This window comes from Streptomyces sp. Ag82_O1-12 (assembly GCF_900182715.1).
In the GTDB taxonomy this organism is placed as follows: Bacteria; Actinomycetota; Actinomycetes; order Streptomycetales; family Streptomycetaceae; genus Streptomyces; species Streptomyces massasporeus.
The window spans coordinates 7992257-8011124 of the sequence record NZ_FXUW01000001.1; the positions used below are offsets into that span (position 1 = coordinate 7992257).

Consider the following 18868-nt stretch of genomic DNA (forward strand, 5'->3'; position numbering starts at 1 on the left):
GGGGCGTACGACAGATAGGCCCGGGTCAGTGCGACCAGCTGCCGTTCGCCGGCCGACAGCGTCGCCGGATCGACCCGGGCGTCCAGCCCCCCGAGCCGCTCGGCCAGCGGGGTGAGCCCGACCGCCTCGGCCGCGGCCAGCAACTCCTGCGCGGGCACCGGATCGGGCCGCAGATACGCGAGGTTCTCGGCCAGGGTGCCGCTGAACACGTACGCCTCCTGCGGGATGAGCACCCGCTCGGCGGCGGCCTCCGGACCGGGCACGGGGTGTCCACCGACCCGGATCGTGCCGTGCGAGGGAGTGAGCAGCCCCGCCACGAGCGCGGTGAGCGTGGACTTGCCGGCGCCGCTGGGACCCACGACGGCCAGGTGCGCGCCGGGCGGGAGGGTGAGATCCAGATCCCGGACGACGGGCGCGCTGGCGGGCCCGTAGGCGAACGTGACGGAGGAGAGGGAGAAGGCTGGGGGCGGAGTGCCGTGGTCCGCGTCGGTGCCCGAAGGCCCGGGCCGGCTCTCCGGCGGGCGGGGTGTGCCGGTGTCCGTCCCGGCCAGCCTGCGCAGCACCACCGTCAGGCGGGAGCCGCTCGTGCCCAGGCCGTGGATCAGGTTGCGCAGGGCCGGGAGCAGGGACTGGGTGACGTAGGCGAGGGCGCCGACCAGGGCACCGGCCGTGACGCCGTGGGACAGGAGCCAGGGTCCGGCGGCGAGCAGCAGCACGATCGGCAGCTGGCCGCCGATCGTCAGGGACGCCACGCGCAGCACGCCCCAATGGGCCAGGGCGCGCGCCGCCCGCAGTTCCGCCTCGACCCGTTCCCCGGTGCCGGCGGCGATCTCCGCCTCCGCGCCGGTCGCCGTGATGTCCCGCAGGCCCGGTCCGACGGCGCCGAGATCACCGGCGAGGGCCTCGTCGGCGACCAGGAACGTCTCCTGCCGCCGGGCGAGCGGACGCAGCGTCGCGGCGAACAGCGCCATGCCGACGGCCAGGGGCGGCCCCACGACCAGCAGCAGCGGCGGGGCGAGCGTGAACAGGCCGGCCAGGGCACCGGCGGCGGTGAACACGAAGGAGCGGGAGACCATGACCAGTCCGGCGAAGGTGTCCCGGGCGATCTCCACCTGCTGGGTGAGCCCGGACAGGGAACCCGCGTCACCGGTGCGCACCCCGCGCGTGACCACCCGTTCCACGAGCCGGTCCCGGAGCGGTTCGACCAGCGCGGCGACGGCGGCGTAGACCCGGGCGGTCCCGTACGCGCCGAGCAGGACGCCCAGTCCGGTCACGGCCAGCCAGACCAGTCCGACATCCGCCCGCCCCCGCAGGAACCCCTCGTCCAGGGCGCGGGCTGGCCCGTACCCGATGAGGAAGGTCTGCCCGGTCTCCAGCACGGACCAGGCGGTGAGCCGCAGCAGGACCCGTCGGCGGGCCAGCAGGAAACGCAGGCCCCGGGTGGGGAGGGCGGCTCCCGCCGCGGTCTCGGCGGTCCTGTCCGCGTCCCGCCCGCTCCGTTCGCGGGTACGGATCCGGGCCGTCATGTCAGCGCCCCGCCCCCGGCGTCCGCACCGCTCCGGCCGTTCGTACCCGTCACGTCGCTCTCTCCGCTCGTCCCGTCCCGGGTGTCCGGGACCGGCCGCGAGCCGCCGTCGTCATCCGTGCTGTCGGGGTTCGCGTCCTTTCCGAACACCGCCCCGTCGTCGGCGTCCGTGCCGTCGGGGTCCGCGCCGTCCCCGAACACCGCCCCGTCTTCCGTGTCCGTGCCGTCGGGGCCCGCGCCGTCCCCGAACACCGCCCGGTACTCCGCCAGCCGCCACAACTCCTCGTGTCGCCCCACCGCCCGCACCCGTCCCCCGTCCAACCACGCCACGGCGTCGGCGCACGCGGCCGTCGCGCCGCGGTGGGCGACCAGCAGCCGGGTGGCGCCCGGCCCGTCGCCGAACAGGGCGTCGGTGATGCGGCGTTCCGTCACCGTGTCGAGGCTGGAGAGGGCGTCGTCGAGGATCAGCAGCCGGCCACCGTGCGCGAACGCCCGGGCGAGACCGAGCCGTTGGGTCTCGCCGCCGGAGCGCGGGGCGTCGGCGACGGGTGTGTCGTATCCGTCGGGGAGGCGGCGGACGAAGTCGTCGGCGAGGGCCGTGCGGGCCGCCTCCCGGACCAGGGCGGGGGAGGGGGACGGCAGGCCGAGGCCGATCGCCTGTCGGACCGTGCCGCCGAGGAGGGCGGGGCGGGCGAAGGCGTGACCGACGGCGCCGCGCAGGACGTCGTGCGGCAGCTCGCGCAGCGGCACCCCGTCGAGGAGCACCTCGCCCGCGTCCGGATCGGCCAGCCGTCCGGCGAGCGCGGCCAGCAGCGACTTGCCCACGCCGGACCGGCCCACGACGGCCAGGGTCGTGCCGCCCGGCACGTCGAGATCCACCCCGTCCAGCACGGTGCGTCCGCCGCGCCGGGCCGTCACCCCGCGCAGCTCCAGCCGCCCGGGGCCGTCGGGCAGTCCGCGGGTGCCGTACACGGTGGCGGGCTCGGTGCCGACCTCGCCGAGGCGCCGGGCCGCGGCCCGGGCCCGCGCCAGGCCCGCGAGCCGGCCGACCAGCACACCGACACCCGTCGCGAGCACCGCGTACCGGGAGGCCGCGAGCACCTCGCCGACCGAGAGCCGGTCCCGGGTGAGCAGCACCCCGGCCACGGCGACGACCACGAGTTGCAACAGCGGTGCCACGGCGACCGCCCGGGCCGCGGCCCGCCCCTGCACCCGCCACATACGGTGCCCGGCCCGGGACAGATCGGGCAGCGGCCGCAGCACCCGGGCCGTCTCGCGGCCTTCGGTGCCGGCCGCCCGGACGGTGCGCACGCCCTCGACGGCCTCCGCGAGCGCGGCCGCGATCCGGCCCTGGGCCCGCTGGTAGCGCGACGCGCTCTCGGAGGTGTCACGGGAGACGGCGCGCAGGAGAAGGGCCAGCACGGGGGCCCCGGCGAGGAACACGGCCGCGAGCCACCAGTCGATCAGTCCCAGCGCGACCACCCCGCCGAGGGGCCCGGCGAGCGCGGCCACGAGCGCCGCCCGGGCCGCCGGCGTGGTGCCCGCCTCGGCGGCGTTGCCGACCAGGCGGGCGACGAGGTCACCGGAGCCGAAGCGGTCCGCGGCGCGCGGCCCGACGCCCAGGACGTGCCCGGTCAGCCGGCGCCGCAGCCATGCGGTGGTACGGGCGTCGACGGTGCCGGTGAGGACGGTCTGGACCGCGTCGAGCAGACCGAGCAGCAGCACGAGGCCGGCGCAGCAGAGCACCCAGCGGGTGGCGGGGGCGTGCGCCAGCAGAAGATCGAGGGCCCGGCCCAGCGCGGCCGGCAGCAGCAGCCCGGCACCCGTAGCGGCGATGGACACCAGGCACAGCGCCAGGCAGCGCGCCCCGCTGTACCGGGTGGCCGCGCGCAGCAGGGTGCGCGCGTGTCCGGCCGCCGGGTCGTCGTCGCGCGAGGTCATACGGGCCTTTCCTGGGCCGGGAAGGACCCCGGGCGGCCCCTCCCCGAAGGGAAGGAGCCGCCCGGAGCGAGCAGACCGCAGGTCAGAGACAGAGCAGAACGCTCGCGGCGCTGATGCAGGAGAGCAGGCTCACCGTGCTGTTGCCGCCGCCGTCCGTGCGCTCTTCGGTCTCGATGGTCTGCAGGTCGAGAAGTGCCATGGTGTGTCCTTCCATTGGGTGTCCGTCCGTGGTCATCCGTGGGGACGGGGTGGTGTCACGACTCCGCGGGATCGCGCAGCCGCGTCAGTGGGGCCGCCTGCTCGGCGGCGGGAGGAACGGCAGGTGGGCGTCGCTCGCCGGGTCGAGGGCCGCGCCGAGCGCCAGCAGGCACCCTGCCGTTCCGGTGGCGAGGTCCATGGAGAGCCGCATCATCTGGTGCCCGGGGAAGGCCAGTTGGCCCTGGTAGGCCATCGCGAACCACCCGAGCCCGGCGATCTGCGCCGCCAGCCGGTCCTCGGTCGCGCCCGGCGCGGTCGTGCGGCTGAGGTGCAGGATCATTCCGGCGCGGCCCTGGAAGAGGCCGGGCTGCGCGTAGAACCGTGAGGTCGCGGCGGTGATCACCCCTGAGCGGGCCGTCCCGAACTCCCCGGCCAGGCCGGGGGAGTGGGCCACGAGGTCGTCGAGGACCATGCCGAGGCCCGCGCTGCCGTCGCCGAGGTAGGGCAGCGTCCGCCAGCCCTCGTCGACTTCCAGCGACCCGTTCTCGCGGGTCACGCAGGACGCCAGGTCCCGGCGCAGGGCCACGGCCGCCGCCTCCAGCCAGGCCTCCTCGCCGGTCCACTCGTACTGCCGCAGCATGAGCAGCGCGGGGCCGCTCGCGCCGCGCAGCAGTCCGGCGCGCTGCCGGGACGTGGCCGGCACCGGCTCGGTGAGCCGCTGGACGAGGATCCGCGCGGCCTCGTGGGCCCGCTCGCCCAGCTCCGCCTCGCCGGTCGTACGGGCCAGGTGCCCGAGGACGAGGCCGAGCCCGGCCAGTCCGCCGTGCAGGTCGGACGAGAGGTTCTGCCACCGCTCGGCGAGGATGCCCTCGACCAGGTCCAGAGCCCGCTGCCGGTGCCCGAGCCGGTCGAGGACCAGGGCGACGCCCGCGAGCCCGTCGTACAGCCCGAGCGGGGTACCGACGGGGGCCGGTGCCGTCCGGTCCAGCAGCCAGCGCTCGCCCTCCTCGTACCGTTCGGCGCCGGCCGCGTCCAGCGCGAACAGAACCCCCGCGGCGCCGTGGGCGAGCCCGAGCCCGCCGCCGTCGGAGAACTGCGCGACGTCGCCCGGGAAGAGCCGGTCGTCGCGCTCCGGGGTGGCCGAGGCGAGGATGGCCTTGACCATCGAGTCGCGGCTGTAGGGCCAGTCGCCCGGATCCACCGGCGCGGAGGGAGCGGCCACCGTACGGCCTGACACCTCCCGGGTGATCTCCGTGACCGCCTCGTCGAGGAACTCCCGCGGCACGTCCGGGAACTGCTCCGCGATCACCTCGGCCAGGTGTGCCGCCTTGCCGCGGTCGACCACGAACAGCGTGGTCACCGGCAGGAACAGGGCCAGCCGCAGACAGGCCAGCGCATAGCGGTCGATGTCGGCGCCCCGGCGGTCCGGCGGCGCGAAGAACCCGGGGTGGGCGACGACCTGACGGCCGTTCTCCCCGACCGGGGCCGCGGCCTCGAAGTCGAGGAGGAACACCGTCTCCTCGTCCGGGGCGACCATGATGTTGAAGACGTGCAGGTCGTTGAAGACGATGCCCCGGGCGTGCACCGCCGCCACGGCCTCCTCCACCCTGCGGTGGATGCGCAGCGCCCATGCCGTGTAGGAGGCGACGGCCTGCGCGTCGGGGTCCTGGGTGAGCAGCGGATGCCGCTCCGCGAAGAAGGCGTTGAGCGGACGGCCCTCCAGGAAGTCCATCACCAGGAAGCGGTGCCCACCGAGCTCGAACCAGTCGCGCACCTCCGGGACCACGCCCGTGCCCGCGACCTGCTCCAGCGCCTGCTTCTCCCGCTCCAGCCGGGCGATCGCGTCGGCCCCGTCCGAGGCCAGCCCCGCGTGCGGCCGCCCCTCCTTGAGGACGATCTTGCGCCCGTCGCGGGTGTCGGTGCCCGCGTACACCCCGCCACCGTTGGAGAAGTGCAGCGCCTTCTCGATGCGGTAGGGCAGCTCACCCGTCGTCGTGTCGTTCCGCGCGTCCAGATGCGGCTGGAGGAACGCCGGCAGCGTCACCCACTCGGGCACCTGGAAGGACGGCGCCCGCCGGTCCGGCACCAGCCGTCCCTCGCCGTCGCGCACCGCCGGCACCAGCGAGCCCCGCTCGTCCACGACGAACGCCCGCGCGAAGGCGCCGTAGCGCACGTACAGCGGGCCCTCGCCCCAGCGCAGGTCGGTGAGGACGTACGGCCCCTCGAAACCCTCCAGCAGCGCGCCCAGCTCGCGCAGCACGTGGTGCAGCTGCTCCTCGTCGGCCGGGTAGACGGTGACGAACTTGCCGCTGCCGTCACGCGGCGCGTACTTGGTGTTGCGCAGGTGGAGCAGGTGCGGGCCCGGCACGAACTTGAAGGGGACGCGCCGCTCGACGCAGTAGTCCCACACGATCCGGGCGATCTCCTCGGCGTTCGCCCGGGTCGCCGAGGCGTGGATCTTCCACCCCTGGGCCGGGCCCCGCACCGGTTCGCCGTTCGGGCCGAGCGGCGTCATGGTCTGCCAGTCGCCGATCCGGGCCGACTCCCAGCCCTCCGGCAGCGGCCGGCGGGCCGTCTCGTAGAGGTGGTCGGCCGTCCCCTGGCCGCCCCGCGCAAGCCGGTCCGGCGTCTCGTAGAAATGCCGGTCGGCCAGCGCGTACACCTCGTACCGCTTGTCCATGCGTCCCCCTCCTGACGAGCACTGAGCCTTCCAGTCACCGGCCGGGCACGGACAGTCACGGTTGTCACGAGAACACCGTGCGGAACGCATGCGTCAAGACATGTTCGGATTCTTTCGAGCACCCGCGTCCCCGCTGGTCCACGGAACGCCCACAGGGGCTGCGCAGGTGTCTCATTAGCGCTGTAATGGCCAACGTGGTCAGTCAGGGCGCCCAGGAGAGCGGAACGCGAACGCTGCGTGCCGAAGGTGCCCTCAAGGCGATCGCGGTCGATCACGAGTCGCCCGAACGGTTGCGCCGCGTCCTCGAACAGGCGCTCGTCTTCGCCGGTGCGGCGCTCGCCGCCGTCTACGCGCCCAGCGAGGACGGCGAGCTGCTCTGCCTGATGGAGTCGGCCGGCGTCCCGAGGACGCTGTACGGGCTGCGCGACAGCTACCCGCGCGCCGGACGGTCCCCGGCCGCCGAGGCCCACCGCCTGGGGGAGCCGGTGTCACTGAGCCCGGCGGAACTCGCCGAGCACGCCCAGGCGCGGCGCGTGCCGTCGAGGGACTTCTTCCTGACGGCCCTGCCCGTGCAGGGCGACGCCGGCTGCCTGCTGGCCGTGACCGAACGGCCCGGGGGATTCGGCGCCGACGACCTCCGCTGCCTGGACCTCATCGCGGACGCGGTCGCCTTCACCGTCCCGGCCGCGCCCGCCGAGGCCGGTGAACTGCCGCCGAGCGCCTTCAGCCTCGCCATGGACACCGGCCGCGTCCGGGTCGGCGACGACCTGCTGGACCTGTTCGGCCTGGACCCGGTGGAGTTCGACGGCCGGGTCGAGACACTGCTCGGCCTGACCGTCCCCGAGGACCTGCCGTCGCTGATGTCCGTGGTGGAGGCCGACCACATGTCCATCGGCGACCGGGAACTGGAGTTCCGCGTGCTCCAGCCCACCGGGCCGCCGAAGTGGCTCCGGCTGCGCGGCCGCCTCCTGCCCGGCGGCGAGGGCCACCCGGCCCGCCTCGTGGGCACGGTCGTCGACGTCTCCACACTGCGCTCCGACGTCACCGACGTCGCCCGCGTCCAGCGCCTGGCCGCCGCGCTGGCCACCGCCGTCACCGTCCGCGACGTCGGACGGGCCGTGGTCGCCGCGCTGCGCCGGCCGCTGCGGGCCGACCGGATCGCCCTCGCCGAGCTGGAGAGCGACCGGCTCGTCGTCACCGTCCTCGACCCGCCCGAACCCGAGGCCTGGCCCGAGCTGTGGCGGTCGGAGTGGCGCACCGAGTGGCCCGACGCACCCGTGCGCGCCATGCCCACCCTCGCCGCCGCGCTGCGCGAGGGCCGGGCCCGGATCTGGCCCGCCGGCAGCCCCCTGGAACGCGCCCTGGCCGAGGTCGGCCCCGGCGGCCTCGCCGTCCTGCCGCTGCCCGCCGGGAACCGCATGGCCGGAGCCTGTCTGATCGGCTGGGACACCCCGCACGACTTCGGCACCGACGAACGCGCTCTGCTCACCGCCTGCGCCGGCCTCGCCGGACAGGCCCTGGTGCGGGCGAGGGCCTTCGACGCCGAGCACGAACTCGTCGGCATGCTCCAGCGCCAGCTGCTGCCGCGCAGCCTGCCCCGGCTGCCGGGCGCGGTGGCCGTGGCCCGCTACCTGCCCAGCACGGCGGGGCTCGAACTCGGCGGCGACTGGTACGACGTCATCCCGTTGCCCGACAACCACGTCGCCCTCGTCATCGGCGACGTCCAGGGCCACAGCGCCGGCGCCGCCACCCTCATGGGCCAGATGCGCACCGCCCTGCGCGCCTACGCCGTCGAGGGGCACCCGCCGGACGTGGTGGTCGCGCACGCCAACCGGCTCCTCGTCGACATGGAGAGCGACCTCTTCGCCACCTGCTGCTACGTCGACGTCGACCTGGAGGAGGGCGCCGCCTGGTGTGTGCGCGCCGGGCACCTGCCGCCGGTGCTGCGCTACCCGGACGGCCGGACCGACATCGCGGAGGCGGAGGGCGGCCCGCCCCTCGGGGTGGTCGCCCGGGCCGACTTCCCCATGAGCCCGCTGCGGCTCCCGCCCGGCACCGTCATCGCGCTGGCCACGGACGGTCTCGTCGAGACGCCCGACTCCGACATCGACGAAGGCATGGAGCACCTGGCCGAGCGGCTCGCCGAAGCCGCCCCCACCGACCTGGGGCTCGTCGCCGACGCGCTCCTGGGCAACGCCCCGCGCAGCGACGACGTGGCCCTGCTCCTCCTGCGCTACGACGGCATGGAACTGCGCCCGCTGAGGGAGAGCTGGACGGTCTGGCGGGTGCCGCAGGCCGTCGGGCACGCCCGCCGCTTCGCCCGGCGGACCCTGCGTTCCTGGGGCGTCACCGTGGACTACGACGCCGCGCTCCTCGTCGTCTCCGAACTCGTCACCAACGCCCTGGTCCACACCGACGGCAAGGTCCGGATGGACCTCACCCTCGTCAACAACCGGCTGCGCGTCGCCATCGCCGACGCCTCACCCCGCTCACCGGTCCGACCGACCAGCATCGGCTGGGAGGCCACCGGCGGCCGGGGCATCCTCCTCGTCGAGGCCCTCGCCGCGACCTGGGGCACCCTGCCGGTCAGCGGCGGCAAGCAGGTCTGGGCGGAACTGCTGCTGGGACGCTGACCCGCCCGGCCGTGCTCCCGCTCAGCCCAGCCGCTTCAGCAGTTCCTGTGCCAGCGGGGCCGACGACGCCGGGTTCTGGCCCGTGACCAGATTGCGGTCGGTGACCACGTGCGGGGCCCACGGCTCACCGGCCCGCACGGTCACACCGGCCTCGGTGAGGCGGTCCTGGAGCAGCCACTTCGCGCGGTCGGCGAGGCCGCCCTGGATCTCCTCGGCGTTGGTGAACGCCGCGACCTCGTAGCCGGCGAAGACGTTGGTGCCGTCGGCCCCGACAGCGGCCAGCAGCGCGGCCGGCCCGTGGCAGACGACCCCGAGCGGCCTGCCCGACTCCAGGGCCCGGGCGAGCAGCCGGCCGGAGTCGGCGTTCACGGCGAGGTCCTCCATCGGGCCGTGGCCGCCGGGGTAGAAGACGGCCGCGTAGTCGTCCGGCCGGACGTCCTCGAGACGGACGGGGTGGCGCAGCTCGGTGAAGGACTCCAGCGCCTTGGCGATCCGGTCGGCGTTCTCCTGGCCCCCGTTCACCTCGGCGGCGAGGGAGGCCCGGTCGACGGTGGGCTCGACCCCGCCGGGCGTGGCCACGACGACCTCGTGGCCGGCGGCCCGGAACGCCTCGTACGGGGCGACGGCCTCCTCGGCCCAGAAGCCGGTGGGGTGTGCGGCGCCGTCGGCCAGGGTCCAGGTGTCGGCGCCGGTGACGACGAAGAGGATCTTCGACATGGTGGATGCATCTCCGTGAGGACGGGCCGCGGTCGGACAGCGCGGCGATGACTCGGACGATGACGACCGTAGGCCCCCGGACCGCCGGTTTTCCAATGGCAGAGCCAATGGCAGCCATAGGGATTCCAATGGCGCAGCGCAGTAGGGTCGGATCGTGTGAGGCCCATCGATCCCCTGAGCGCGTCCGGTACGCCCGCGCAGCCCGACCTCAACCTGCTGCGCACCTTCCTGGCCGTCTACCGGTCCGGCTCCTTCACGGCGGCCGCGCAGCTGCTGGGCCTGTCCCAGCCGACCGTCACCACGCAGATCCGCTCCCTGGAGCGGCAGACCCGCCGGGAGCTGTTCGAACGGCTGCCGCGCGGCGTGGCCCCGACCGCCGTGGCCGACGACCTCGCCGCCCGCGTCGCGGCCCCCCTCGACGCGCTCGCGGAGGCCACGGGGCACGGGCCCCGGGAGCGCTCGCGCGCCGAGCCCGTCCACCTGGCCGGGCCCGCCGAGCTGCTGTCCACCCGGGCCCTGCCCGCCCTCGCCCCGCTCGTCACCGAGGGCGTACGGCTGCGCGTGACCATGGGGCTGACCGAGCCCCTGCTCGACGAACTGCGCGCCGGCCGCCACGACCTGGTGATCGCCACCACCCGGCCCCGCGGCCGCACCCTGTCCGCGGTGCCGCTGACCGACGAGGAGTTCGTCCTGGTCGCCGCCCCCGCCTGGGCCGAGCGCGTCGCGCGGCGCCCGGCCGCCGACGGACCCGCCGCGCTGCACGACATCCCGCTGATCACGTACGCCGAGGACCTGCCCATCGTGCGCCGCTACTGGCGGCACGTCTTCGGCCGGCGCCTGAACTGCCGTGCCGCCGTCTCGGTCCCGGACCTGAGGGCCGTCCTCGCGCTGGTCACGGCCGGTGCCGGCTACAGCGTGCTGCCGCGCTACCTGTGCGCCCGGGAACTGGCGTCCGGCGCCCTGGTCCTCCTCGACGCCCCCGAGGACGCGCCGATCAACACCGGCTTCCTCGTCCAGCGGCCGGGCACCTCGGACAACCCGCACGTGACCCTCGTCCGCGACCGTCTGCTGGAGGCCGGCCGCACCTGGTGACGCCACGGGCCGACCGGGTACCCGCCGCGGCGCAGGACGGAGAAACACCACGAGCCGAAGGAAGAGGAACGTCATGGCTCAGCATGTCCGCGACATCATGACCAGCGACCCGGTCACCGTCGAACCGCACACCTCCGTCGCCGAGGTCGCGCGCATCATGCGCGACGAGGACCTCGGAGCCGTACTGGTGACGGACGGCGACCGGCTGCGAGGGGTGGTCACCGACCGTGACATCGTGGTGCGGACGGTCAGCCGGGGCGGCGACCCGGAGCGGATCACCGTCGCCGGCGCGTGCAGCGACGAGCTGGTCACCGTCGGCCCCGACGAGGACCTGGCCCAGGCGGTGGAGCTGATGCGCGAGCACTCCGTGCGCCGCGTCCCGGTCGTCGACCACGGGCATCCCGTGGGCATCGTCTCCCTGGGCGACATGGCCATGGAGCGTGACCCGGAATCGGCGCTCGGTGACATCAGCGCCGCGCGCCCCAACGCCTGACGGGCGCCTTTCGAACGCGTCTTCCGAACACACCCTCCGAACCCCGGGTCGGGCCACCGCAGTTCGGCACCACGACACAGGTGCTCCGGCCCGGGTTTGTTCGGTTTTTCACTGGGGACTCGAACAGCAGTGGAAGCAGAAGGAAGATGATGAGTCGTGGAGTCCATGGACACCAGTGAGAAGCCCGTCGTCCGTCAGCACGAGACCGGCTGGTCGAAGGCACGCCGTCTGCGCGGAAAGGCCGCGCTGCGCACCTGCCTCCCCGCCGTCGAGGACCGGGGCACGCCCGGAGTGACGCACTCCGGGGCGGAGTGGAACATCGTCCGGGGTGAGGACTGATACCTCCCTCGTGGACCGCGCGGTGTCGATCCGAGTAACTCCGCGCATCGACAACTAAAAGAAGTGATGTTCACATCCGCCGGATCACGACTAAGGTGAACCGAATGAAGGCTCTCGTGCTGTCCGGCGGCGCAGGAACAAGACTGAGGCCGATCACGCACACGTCGGCCAAGCAACTGGTGCCCGTAGCCAACAAGGCCGTGCTGTTCTACGGGTTGGAGTCGATCGCCGAGGCCGGCATCACCGACGTCGGCATGATCGTCGGGGAGACCGCCGAGGAGATCGAGGAAGCGGTCGGGGACGGGTCGAAGTTCGGCCTCAAGGTCACCTACATCCCCCAGGAGCGGCCCCTCGGGCTGGCCCACGCGGTGCTGATCGCCCGCGACTACCTCGGTGACGACGACTTCGTGATGTACCTCGGCGACAACTTCATCGTCGGCGGCATCACCGGCCTCGTCGAGGAGTTCCGCGGCAACCGGCCCGACGCCCAGATCCTGCTCACGCGCGTGGCCGACCCGCGCGCCTTCGGTGTCGCCGAACTCGACCCGTCCGGCCAGGTGATCGGCCTGGAGGAGAAGCCCGACCAGCCCAAGAGCGATCTCGCGCTGGTCGGCGTCTACATGTTCACGCCCCTCATCCACGAGGCGGTCCGCGCCATCGAACCCTCCTGGCGCGGCGAACTGGAGATCACCCACGCCATCCAGCACCTGATCGACACCCGCGCCGACGTGCGCTCCACGGTCATCAAGGGCTACTGGAAGGACACCGGCAACGTCGGCGACATGCTCGAGGTGAACCGCACGGTCCTCGAAGCCATGGAGCGCCGCATCGACGGCGACGTGGACGACGCGTCCGAGACCATCGGGCGCGTCGTGCTCGAAGAGGGCGCGCGGATCGTCAACTCCCGTGTCGTCGGACCCGTCGTCATCGGCTCGGGCACCGTCGTCAGCAACTCCTACGTCGGCCCCTTCACCTCCGTCGCCGAGAACTGCCGGATCACCGACAGCGAGCTGGAGTTCTCCATCGTGCTGCGGGACTCCTCGATCCAGGGCGTCGGCCGCATCGAGGCCTCGCTGATCGGCCGGCACGTCGAGGTGACCCCCGCCCCCAGCGTCCCCAGCGCCCACCGCTTCGTCCTCGGAGATCACAGCAAGGTGCAGATCACTTCATGAACCTCCTCGTCACCGGCGCCGCCGGGTTCATCGGCTCCCGCTACGTCCGGGCCCTGCTCGCCTCGGACGCGCCCGACGCGCCCCGCATCACCGTGCTGGACAAGCTCACCTACGCCGGCACCCTCGACAACCTCGAACTGACCCACCCGCGGCTGGAGTTCGTGCAGGGCGACATCTGCGACGCCGAACTGGTCGACAAGCTGATGGCCGACGCGGACCAGGTCGTGCACTTCGCCGCCGAGTCCCACGTCGACCGCTCGATCAGCGGCGCCGCCGACTTCGTCCGCACCAACGTCCTCGGCACCCAGACCCTGCTGGACGCCGCCCTGCGCCACGGCACGGGCCCCTTCGTGCACGTCTCCACCGACGAGGTCTACGGCTCCATCGAGACCGGCTCGTGGCCGGAGGATCACCCGCTCCAGCCGAACTCGCCGTACTCGGCCTCCAAGGCATCCTCCGACCTGCTCGCGCTGGCCTACCACCGCACCCACGGCCTGGACGTGCGCGTCACGCGCTGTTCCAACAACTACGGCCCGCACCAGTTCCCCGAGAAGGTCATCCCGCTGTTCGTCACCAACCTCCTCGACGGCCACACGGTGCCGCTGTACGGCGAGGGCCGCAACATCCGCGACTGGCTGCACGTCGACGACCACTGCCAGGGCGTCGACCTCGCCCGCACCAAGGGCCGGCCCGGCGAGGTCTACAACATCGGCGGCGGCACCGAACTCACCAACAAGGAACTCACCGGCCTGCTCCTGGACGCCTGCGGAGCGGACTGGGACCGGGTGGAGTACGTCGAGGACCGCAAGGGCCACGACCTGCGCTACTCCGTCGACTGCTCCAAGGCCCGCGACGAACTCGGCTACCGCCCCCGCCACGACTTCACCACCGGCCTCGCCGAGACCGTCGCCTGGTACCGCGACAACCGGGCCTGGTGGGAGCCCCTGAAGCAGCGCGTCGCCCAGGAGCGGGCATGAGGTGGCTGATCACCGGCGCGGGCGGCATGCTCGGCCGTGACGTCGTCGAGGAACTCACGCGCCGCGGCGAGACCGTCATGGGCCTCGACCGCGCGGCCCTGGACATCACCAGCCCCCCGGCCGTGGACTCCGCCGTGCGGGAGCACCGCCCCGACGTGGTCGTGAACTGCGCCGCCTACACGGCCGTCGACGACGCCGAGACCGACGAGGCCCGCGCCCTTCAGATCAACGGCGACGGCCCGCGCCTGCTGGCCCGGGCCTGCGCCGCGCACGACGCCCGCCTCATCCACGTCTCCACGGACTACGTCTTCTCGGGTGAGGCCCGCACCACCCCCTACCCGGAGGACCACCCGACCGGCCCGCGCACCGCCTACGGCCGCACCAAGCTGGCCGGGGAGCGGGCCGTACTGGACGAACTCCCCGGGGCGAGCGCGGTGCTGCGCACGGCGTGGCTCTACGGCGTCCACGGCTCCAACTTCGTCCGGACCATGATCGGACTGGAAGCCCGCCGGGACACCCTCGACGTCGTCGACGACCAGCGCGGGCAGCCCACCTGGAGCGCCGACGTCGCCGAGCGGATCGCCGACCTCGGCCCCCGGCTGGGCCCCGAGGCGCACGGCGTCTTCCACGCGACCAACTCCGGCGAGGCCACCTGGTGCGACCTCGCACGCGAGGTGTTCTCCCTCATCGGCGCCGACCCGGACCGGGTGCGCCCCACCAGCAGCGCGGCCTTCCCCCGGCCCGCGCCCCGCCCGGCGTACAGTGCCCTCGCGCACCGCCGTTGGCAGGAGATCGGCCTGCCGCTGCCGCGCGACTGGCGCTCCGCCCTGCACGAAGCACTGCCCCGCATCCGCAAGGAAGGTCTTCCTCGTGAAACGCCATGAGTTCCTCCGGGAACTGCACAAGGTCAGCGCCAATCGCAACTACCTGGAGATCGGCGTCAACGACGGGCGCAGCCTGACGCTGTCCCGCGCCCCCAGCATCGCGATCGACCCCGCCTTCAAGGTGGTCTCGGAGCTGAGGTGCGACGTCCACCTGGTGAAGGCCACCAGCGACGACTTCTTCGCGCGTGACAATCCCCTCCAGCACCTCAAGGGCGGCCGTCACCCGCTGCGCAACCTGCGCCGTGGCCGCAGCCCGATCGGCTACTGGCGCAAGGCGACACTGGACCTGTCGTTCATCGACGGCATGCACCTGTTCGAGTTCGCGCTGCGCGACTTCATGAACGTCGAGAAGTACTCGGACTGGGGCAGTGTGATCGTCCTCGACGACATGCTGCCGCGCAGCGTGGACGAGGCGGCCCGGGACCGGCACACCAACGCCTGGACCGGCGACGTCTACAAGGTCACCGAGGTGCTGGCCCGCTACCGCCCGGACCTGGTCACGGTGCAGGTGGACACCGCCCCGACCGGCCAGCTGGTCGTCTTCGGCGCCGACCCGGACAACCGGGTCCTGCACGACAAGTACGACGAGATCATGGCCGAGTACAAGATCCCCGACCCGCAGAAGGTCCCCGAGGCGATCCTGGAGCGGGCCGGGGCGGTCCGCCCCGAGACCCTCCTGGAAGCCGGCTTCTGGCGTCCCCTCGCCCAGGCCCGCAACCGCGGCCTGCCCCGCTCCATCGGCTGGGAGCCCCTGCGCAAGGCCCTGCAGCAGGTCGGCGTGAGCCGCTGAACGACGGCGCCGGCCACCGCCCTGGGGTGGTGGCCGGCGCCGACGCCCTTCCCGGGCTGCACGGAGCGCGGGCCCGGACGCCGATCGCGTCCGGGCCCGCGGTGTGTCCGAGGTTGGGCCGGGGCTACGCCCCCTGCCCGCTCCGCAGTTCCTCGTAGTACGCCAGACAGGCCTCGTACGAGGGCAGGAGCCCCTGGCGTTCCGCCTCGGCCAGTGTCGGGGCCTGCTCGTCCTTGGGGGAGAGGAGCGGGGTGATGCTCTCGGGCCACTCGATGCCCAGAGCCGGGTCCAAGGGGTGGATGCCGTGCTCACGGCCCGGGGCATAGCCCTCCGAGCACAGATAGACCACCGTCGCGTCGTCCGTGAGGGCCATGAAGGCGTGACCGAGGCCCTCCGCGAGGAACACCGCGTGCCGCGTGTCGTCGTCGAGCCGTACGGCCTCCCACGTCCCGAAGGTGGGGGAGCCCACGCGGATGTCGACCACCACGTCCAGGACGGCACCGCGGACGCACGTGACGTACTTGGCCTGGCTGGGCGGCACGTCGGCGAAGTGCACACCCCGCAGCACGCCCCGCCGCGAGACCGAGCAGTTGGCCTGGGCCAGGGACAGGTCGTGTCCCGTCGCCTCGCGGAACTCCGCACCGCGGTACCACTCGTGGAAGCTGCCCCGGTCGTCCGGGAAGATCTTGGGCTCCAGTACCCAGGCGCCCTCTATCCCCAGTGGTCGCATGCCGTCACCGCCCTCCGGTCCTGATACGGGAATTCACCTTCCGGCGTGCGGTACCGAGCACGCGTCGGGCGCGCCGGGCCAGCCGCAGCGCGACACCGGGCCCCGGCACCGGCGTCACCAGCACGCTTCCGCCCCCGGCCCGCAACGCGAACGGCAGACCGGCGAACCGGGCCTGGTCGGAGCCCGGGTTCGGGCACACGGCCACCCGCCAGACGTCGTCCGAGAGATCCTGGGACAGGACCGCCTCCAGCACCGAGCCCGGCCGGTCCGCGTCGGGGGAGAGGATGCCCGGTGTCTCCAGGATCCGGCGGGAGGAGACGAACCTCAGCCGCACCTCCGCTTCGCCCGGGACGTGCACCGGGAGCAGGACCCGGAACCGGTCGTCGGAGACGGAGACGTCCCCCAGTTGCACGCGGCCCAGCCCGAGCCGCTTGCCGTGCGCGCCGAGCTCCAGGGAGAGATTGCCGTGCGGTGTGGTCCAGTACGGCAGGACCGGGCGGTCGCCGACGATCCCCGCCCGGGGCGTGGGCCGGTCCTCGCGCGGCGCCGGTCCCAGCCGGCACTCCTTGGTCCAGCCGCCCGACTTCACCCGGACGAGTGCGTCCCAGGCGCCGTCACGTGGCAGGACGGACGGGTCGACCGTGGCCGTCCCCCGCAGCACCAGCCGGACCTCCTCGCCGTCCCCGACCGGCACGGTCTCGCGGGTGAACTCCACCGGCTGGAAGTACTGGGCGGCGCTGGTGCGCTCCCGCAGCAGCAGATCGGCCGTGGCCTGCCCGAACCGAGCGGCGGTCTCCGAGGCCACCCAGCGCACCGCCTCGGTCACGTCCTTCGGTACGTCGGTCAGCGGCGCGGCCTCGGCGTCGGCGGGGAACAGCATCGGCTCGCCGCCGGACAGGTACTCGGCCGTGAATCCGATACGGAGCGAACCCTCACTCCACTCGATGTCCACGGGCGCCGCCGTGGGGGCGACACCCGCCTCCCACTCGGCGAAGGCCACCACGTCGTCGTACCGGTCGGCCGCCGTCAGCGCGGCGATGACCTGCTGCGTCGGCTGCAGACCGGCCGCGACACCGGGCCCGAAGCGCTCGACGACGACCTCGTGGATCTCCCCGAACAACTCGCGGCGGTAGTCGTCCGGCAGGTTCAGCAGGCGCCGGGCCCGCAGCCGCTCGACCATCTCCACGCGCAGCCACCGCCGGAACAGCCGGTCGCGTACCGGACCGGGCTCCGTGTACTGCTCGACGACGTCGAGGGCCTCGCGCAGGTTCCTGAAGTAGCCGACGGGGTCGAAGCGTTCGAAGCCGGCGTTGGAGCCGTCGTCCCGCCGGATGTGGTAGTAGCAGACGTAGTCGCTGAGCACCGAGACGTTCTCCGCGCGCAGATACGCCTCCGCGATGAAGACGTGGTCCTCCAGGCGCCGTCTGCCCTCGGGGAAGCGCAGGCCGATCCGGTCCAGGAAGGCCCGGCGGACCATCTTGTGCGGGGTGAGGCTGTCGATGAGCGGGGCGTTCTCGACGGTGGCACGCGGGTGGTTGCGGCGGAACAGCTCCACCGGCACCCCGCGGTTCTTGCCGGCCATCTTGCCCACGACGACATCGGCGCCGTTGGCCGTGCCGTAGTCGTACATCCGCTCCAGGGCCTCGTCGCCCAGGTAGTCGTCGTTGTCGACGAACATCACGAACTCGCCCCGGGAGGCCTCGATGCCGACGTTGCGGGGCTTGCCCGACCAGCCGGAGTTCTCCTGGTGGATGACCTTCATCCGGGGGTCCTCGGCGGCGAGCGCGTCGAGCCGGGCCGGGGTCTCGTCGGTCGAGCCGTCGTCGACGAAGATCACCTCGAACTCGTCGGGAGGCAGCGACTGCCGCTGCAGCGAGGAGATGCAGTCCTCGATGTAGATCCCCGGGTTGTACACGGGGACGATGACGCTGACCTTGACCGGCATCGGGTTTCCGGGCCCCTTCGGGTCGCTTGCCGTAGACGTCCTGTTGTACTGCGTGTTGCCCGATGCTAACCCGCTGGGCGAGGTCGCCTCACCTTTCGAGACCTCGCCGTGATCATCTCCATGGGCAGGGCAACTGAGCTGCGGCGTCTGTCTGTTCGCGGTCAAGCGGGTCGCGGGCGGGAGCGGCTCGCAGCCCCTAGGCTGACGAGGTGCGCCTGCTCCTGATGTCCGACACCCACCTGCCCAAGCGGGCCAGGGAACTGCCCGCCCCCCTGCTCGCCGAACTCCCGATGGCCGACGTCGTGTTCCACGCCGGGGACTGGGTCGACGTGGACACCCTCGATCTGCTGGAGGCCCGCTGTCGCAGGCTCGTCGGGGTGTACGGCAACAACGACGGGCCCGATCTGCGCGCCCGGCTGCCCGAGGTGGCGTACGTGGCACTGGGCGGGGTGCGGTTCGGCGTGATCCACGAGACGGGTGCCAAGCAGGGCCGGGAGCAGCGGTGTGCCGCCCGCTTCCCCGAGCTGGACGTGCTGGTCTTCGGCCACAGCCACATCCCCTGGGACACCACGGCCTCCTCCGGCCTGCGGCTGCTGAACCCGGGCTCCCCGACGGACCGGCGCCGCCAGCCCCACTGCACGTACATGACCGCCACGATCGCCGAGGGGCGGCTCACGGACGTGGAACTGCACCGGCTGCCGCCCCGCCCACCGCGCTGAACCGCCCCGGCCGCGTCGTGGCATGATCGGCGC

15 protein-coding genes and 1 pseudogene are annotated in these 18868 nt (G+C 73.3%); 9 read left to right on the forward strand and 7 right to left on the reverse strand.

Translation table 11 applies throughout. The features are described from left to right. Positions 1-35 precede the first annotated feature (35 nt). From QOL88_RS38700 to lanKC, 4 genes and pseudogenes are all read right to left on the reverse strand, one after another. Positions 36-1526, reverse strand: a pseudogene (locus QOL88_RS38700) (ATP-binding cassette domain-containing protein); the annotation flags it as partial. Then, positions 1523-3466, reverse strand: coding sequence for an ABC transporter ATP-binding protein (locus QOL88_RS36395; protein WP_257027990.1), 1944 nt, complete (start codon positions 3464-3466; stop codon positions 1523-1525). The gene QOL88_RS36395 and the pseudogene QOL88_RS38700, both read right to left, overlap by 4 nt. 82 nt (positions 3467-3548) lie before the next feature. Then, a complete protein-coding gene (locus QOL88_RS36400) occupies positions 3549-3665 on the reverse strand; it encodes a SapB/AmfS family lanthipeptide (RefSeq protein WP_031113019.1) in 117 nt (38 codons plus the stop codon). A gap of 84 nt (positions 3666-3749) precedes the next feature. After that, positions 3750-6344 (reverse strand): class III lanthionine synthetase LanKC, encoded by a 2595-nt coding sequence (lanKC, locus tag QOL88_RS36405; protein ID WP_097222467.1) that lies wholly within the window; start codon positions 6342-6344, stop codon positions 3750-3752. Between the two features lie 185 nt (positions 6345-6529). Here lanKC and QOL88_RS36410 point away from each other — a divergent pair, with 185 nt between their 5' ends. Continuing rightward, the gene (locus QOL88_RS36410) at positions 6530-8977 is read left to right on the forward strand and encodes a SpoIIE family protein phosphatase (RefSeq protein WP_101927794.1); all 2448 of its coding nucleotides are present in this window, start codon (positions 6530-6532) and stop codon (positions 8975-8977) included. Between the two features lie 21 nt (positions 8978-8998). Here the strand turns inward: QOL88_RS36410 and QOL88_RS36415 are convergent, their stop codons facing one another. Further along, positions 8999-9694 carry a type 1 glutamine amidotransferase domain-containing protein gene (locus QOL88_RS36415; protein WP_097222468.1) on the reverse strand — a complete coding sequence of 232 codons (696 nt, stop codon included), beginning with the start codon at positions 9692-9694 and terminating at the stop codon, positions 8999-9001. 156 nt (positions 9695-9850) lie between these two features. Between QOL88_RS36415 and QOL88_RS36420 the strand changes: the two genes are divergently transcribed. The 7 genes from QOL88_RS36420 to QOL88_RS36450 all read left to right on the forward strand — a co-directional run bounded on the left by QOL88_RS36420 (position 9851) and on the right by QOL88_RS36450 (position 15441). Next, positions 9851-10786 (forward strand): LysR family transcriptional regulator, encoded by a 936-nt coding sequence (locus QOL88_RS36420; protein WP_179879054.1) that lies wholly within the window; start codon positions 9851-9853, stop codon positions 10784-10786. Between the two features lie 73 nt (positions 10787-10859). After that, complete coding sequence (locus tag QOL88_RS36425; RefSeq protein WP_097222469.1) at positions 10860-11279, forward strand: CBS domain-containing protein; 420 nt, start codon at positions 10860-10862, stop codon at positions 11277-11279. A gap of 165 nt (positions 11280-11444) precedes the next feature. Continuing rightward, a complete protein-coding gene (locus QOL88_RS36430; protein WP_097223348.1) occupies positions 11445-11618 on the forward strand; it encodes a hypothetical protein in 174 nt (57 codons plus the stop codon). A gap of 104 nt (positions 11619-11722) precedes the next feature. Further along, entirely contained in the window at positions 11723-12790 is a 1068-nt protein-coding gene (locus tag QOL88_RS36435) for a glucose-1-phosphate thymidylyltransferase (protein ID WP_097222470.1), read from the forward strand. Further along, a complete protein-coding gene (gene rfbB, locus QOL88_RS36440; protein ID WP_097222471.1) occupies positions 12787-13767 on the forward strand; it encodes a dTDP-glucose 4,6-dehydratase in 981 nt (326 codons plus the stop codon). Before QOL88_RS36435 ends, rfbB begins: the two co-directional genes overlap by 4 nt. After that, positions 13764-14651, forward strand: coding sequence for a dTDP-4-dehydrorhamnose reductase (rfbD, locus tag QOL88_RS36445; RefSeq protein ID WP_097222472.1), 888 nt, complete (start codon positions 13764-13766; stop codon positions 14649-14651). The genes rfbB and rfbD overlap by 4 nt, the downstream gene beginning before the upstream one ends. Beyond that, positions 14638-15441, forward strand: a complete 804-nt coding sequence (locus QOL88_RS36450; protein WP_097222473.1) for a class I SAM-dependent methyltransferase — start codon at positions 14638-14640, stop codon at positions 15439-15441. The genes rfbD and QOL88_RS36450 overlap by 14 nt, the downstream gene beginning before the upstream one ends. Before the next feature lie 124 nt (positions 15442-15565). Here the strand turns inward: QOL88_RS36450 and rfbC are convergent, their stop codons facing one another. Then, positions 15566-16171 carry a dTDP-4-dehydrorhamnose 3,5-epimerase gene (rfbC, locus tag QOL88_RS36455; protein WP_097222474.1) on the reverse strand — a complete coding sequence of 202 codons (606 nt, stop codon included), beginning with the start codon at positions 16169-16171 and terminating at the stop codon, positions 15566-15568. A gap of 4 nt (positions 16172-16175) precedes the next feature. Next, entirely contained in the window at positions 16176-18116 is a 1941-nt protein-coding gene (locus tag QOL88_RS36460; protein ID WP_097222475.1) for a glycosyltransferase family 2 protein, read from the reverse strand. A gap of 209 nt (positions 18117-18325) precedes the next feature. Here QOL88_RS36460 and QOL88_RS36465 point away from each other — a divergent pair, with 209 nt between their 5' ends. Further along, positions 18326-18835, forward strand: a complete 510-nt coding sequence (locus tag QOL88_RS36465; protein WP_097222476.1) for a metallophosphoesterase family protein — start codon at positions 18326-18328, stop codon at positions 18833-18835. Positions 18836-18868: the final 33 nt, after the last annotated feature.

Coding starts and splice junctions, on each gene's coding strand:
- QOL88_RS36410 (WP_101927794.1), top strand. CDS start 6,530: ATGGCCAACGTGGTCAGTCAGGGCGCCCAGGAGAGCGGAACGCGAACG.
- QOL88_RS36430 (WP_097223348.1), top strand. CDS start 11,445: ATGGACACCAGTGAGAAGCCCGTCGTCCGTCAGCACGAGACCGGCTGG.
- QOL88_RS36435 (WP_097222470.1), top strand. CDS start 11,723: ATGAAGGCTCTCGTGCTGTCCGGCGGCGCAGGAACAAGACTGAGGCCG.
- QOL88_RS36425 (WP_097222469.1), top strand. CDS start 10,860: ATGGCTCAGCATGTCCGCGACATCATGACCAGCGACCCGGTCACCGTC.
- QOL88_RS36400 (WP_031113019.1), bottom strand. CDS start 3,665: ATGGCACTTCTCGACCTGCAGACCATCGAGACCGAAGAGCGCACGGAC.
- lanKC (WP_097222467.1), bottom strand. CDS start 6,344: ATGGACAAGCGGTACGAGGTGTACGCGCTGGCCGACCGGCATTTCTAC.
- rfbC (WP_097222474.1), bottom strand. CDS start 16,171: ATGCGACCACTGGGGATAGAGGGCGCCTGGGTACTGGAGCCCAAGATC.
- QOL88_RS36460 (WP_097222475.1), bottom strand. CDS start 18,116: ATGCCGGTCAAGGTCAGCGTCATCGTCCCCGTGTACAACCCGGGGATC.
- rfbD (WP_097222472.1), top strand. CDS start 13,764: ATGAGGTGGCTGATCACCGGCGCGGGCGGCATGCTCGGCCGTGACGTC.
- QOL88_RS36395 (WP_257027990.1), bottom strand. CDS start 3,466: ATGACCTCGCGCGACGACGACCCGGCGGCCGGACACGCGCGCACCCTG.
- rfbB (WP_097222471.1), top strand. CDS start 12,787: ATGAACCTCCTCGTCACCGGCGCCGCCGGGTTCATCGGCTCCCGCTAC.
- QOL88_RS36415 (WP_097222468.1), bottom strand. CDS start 9,694: ATGTCGAAGATCCTCTTCGTCGTCACCGGCGCCGACACCTGGACCCTG.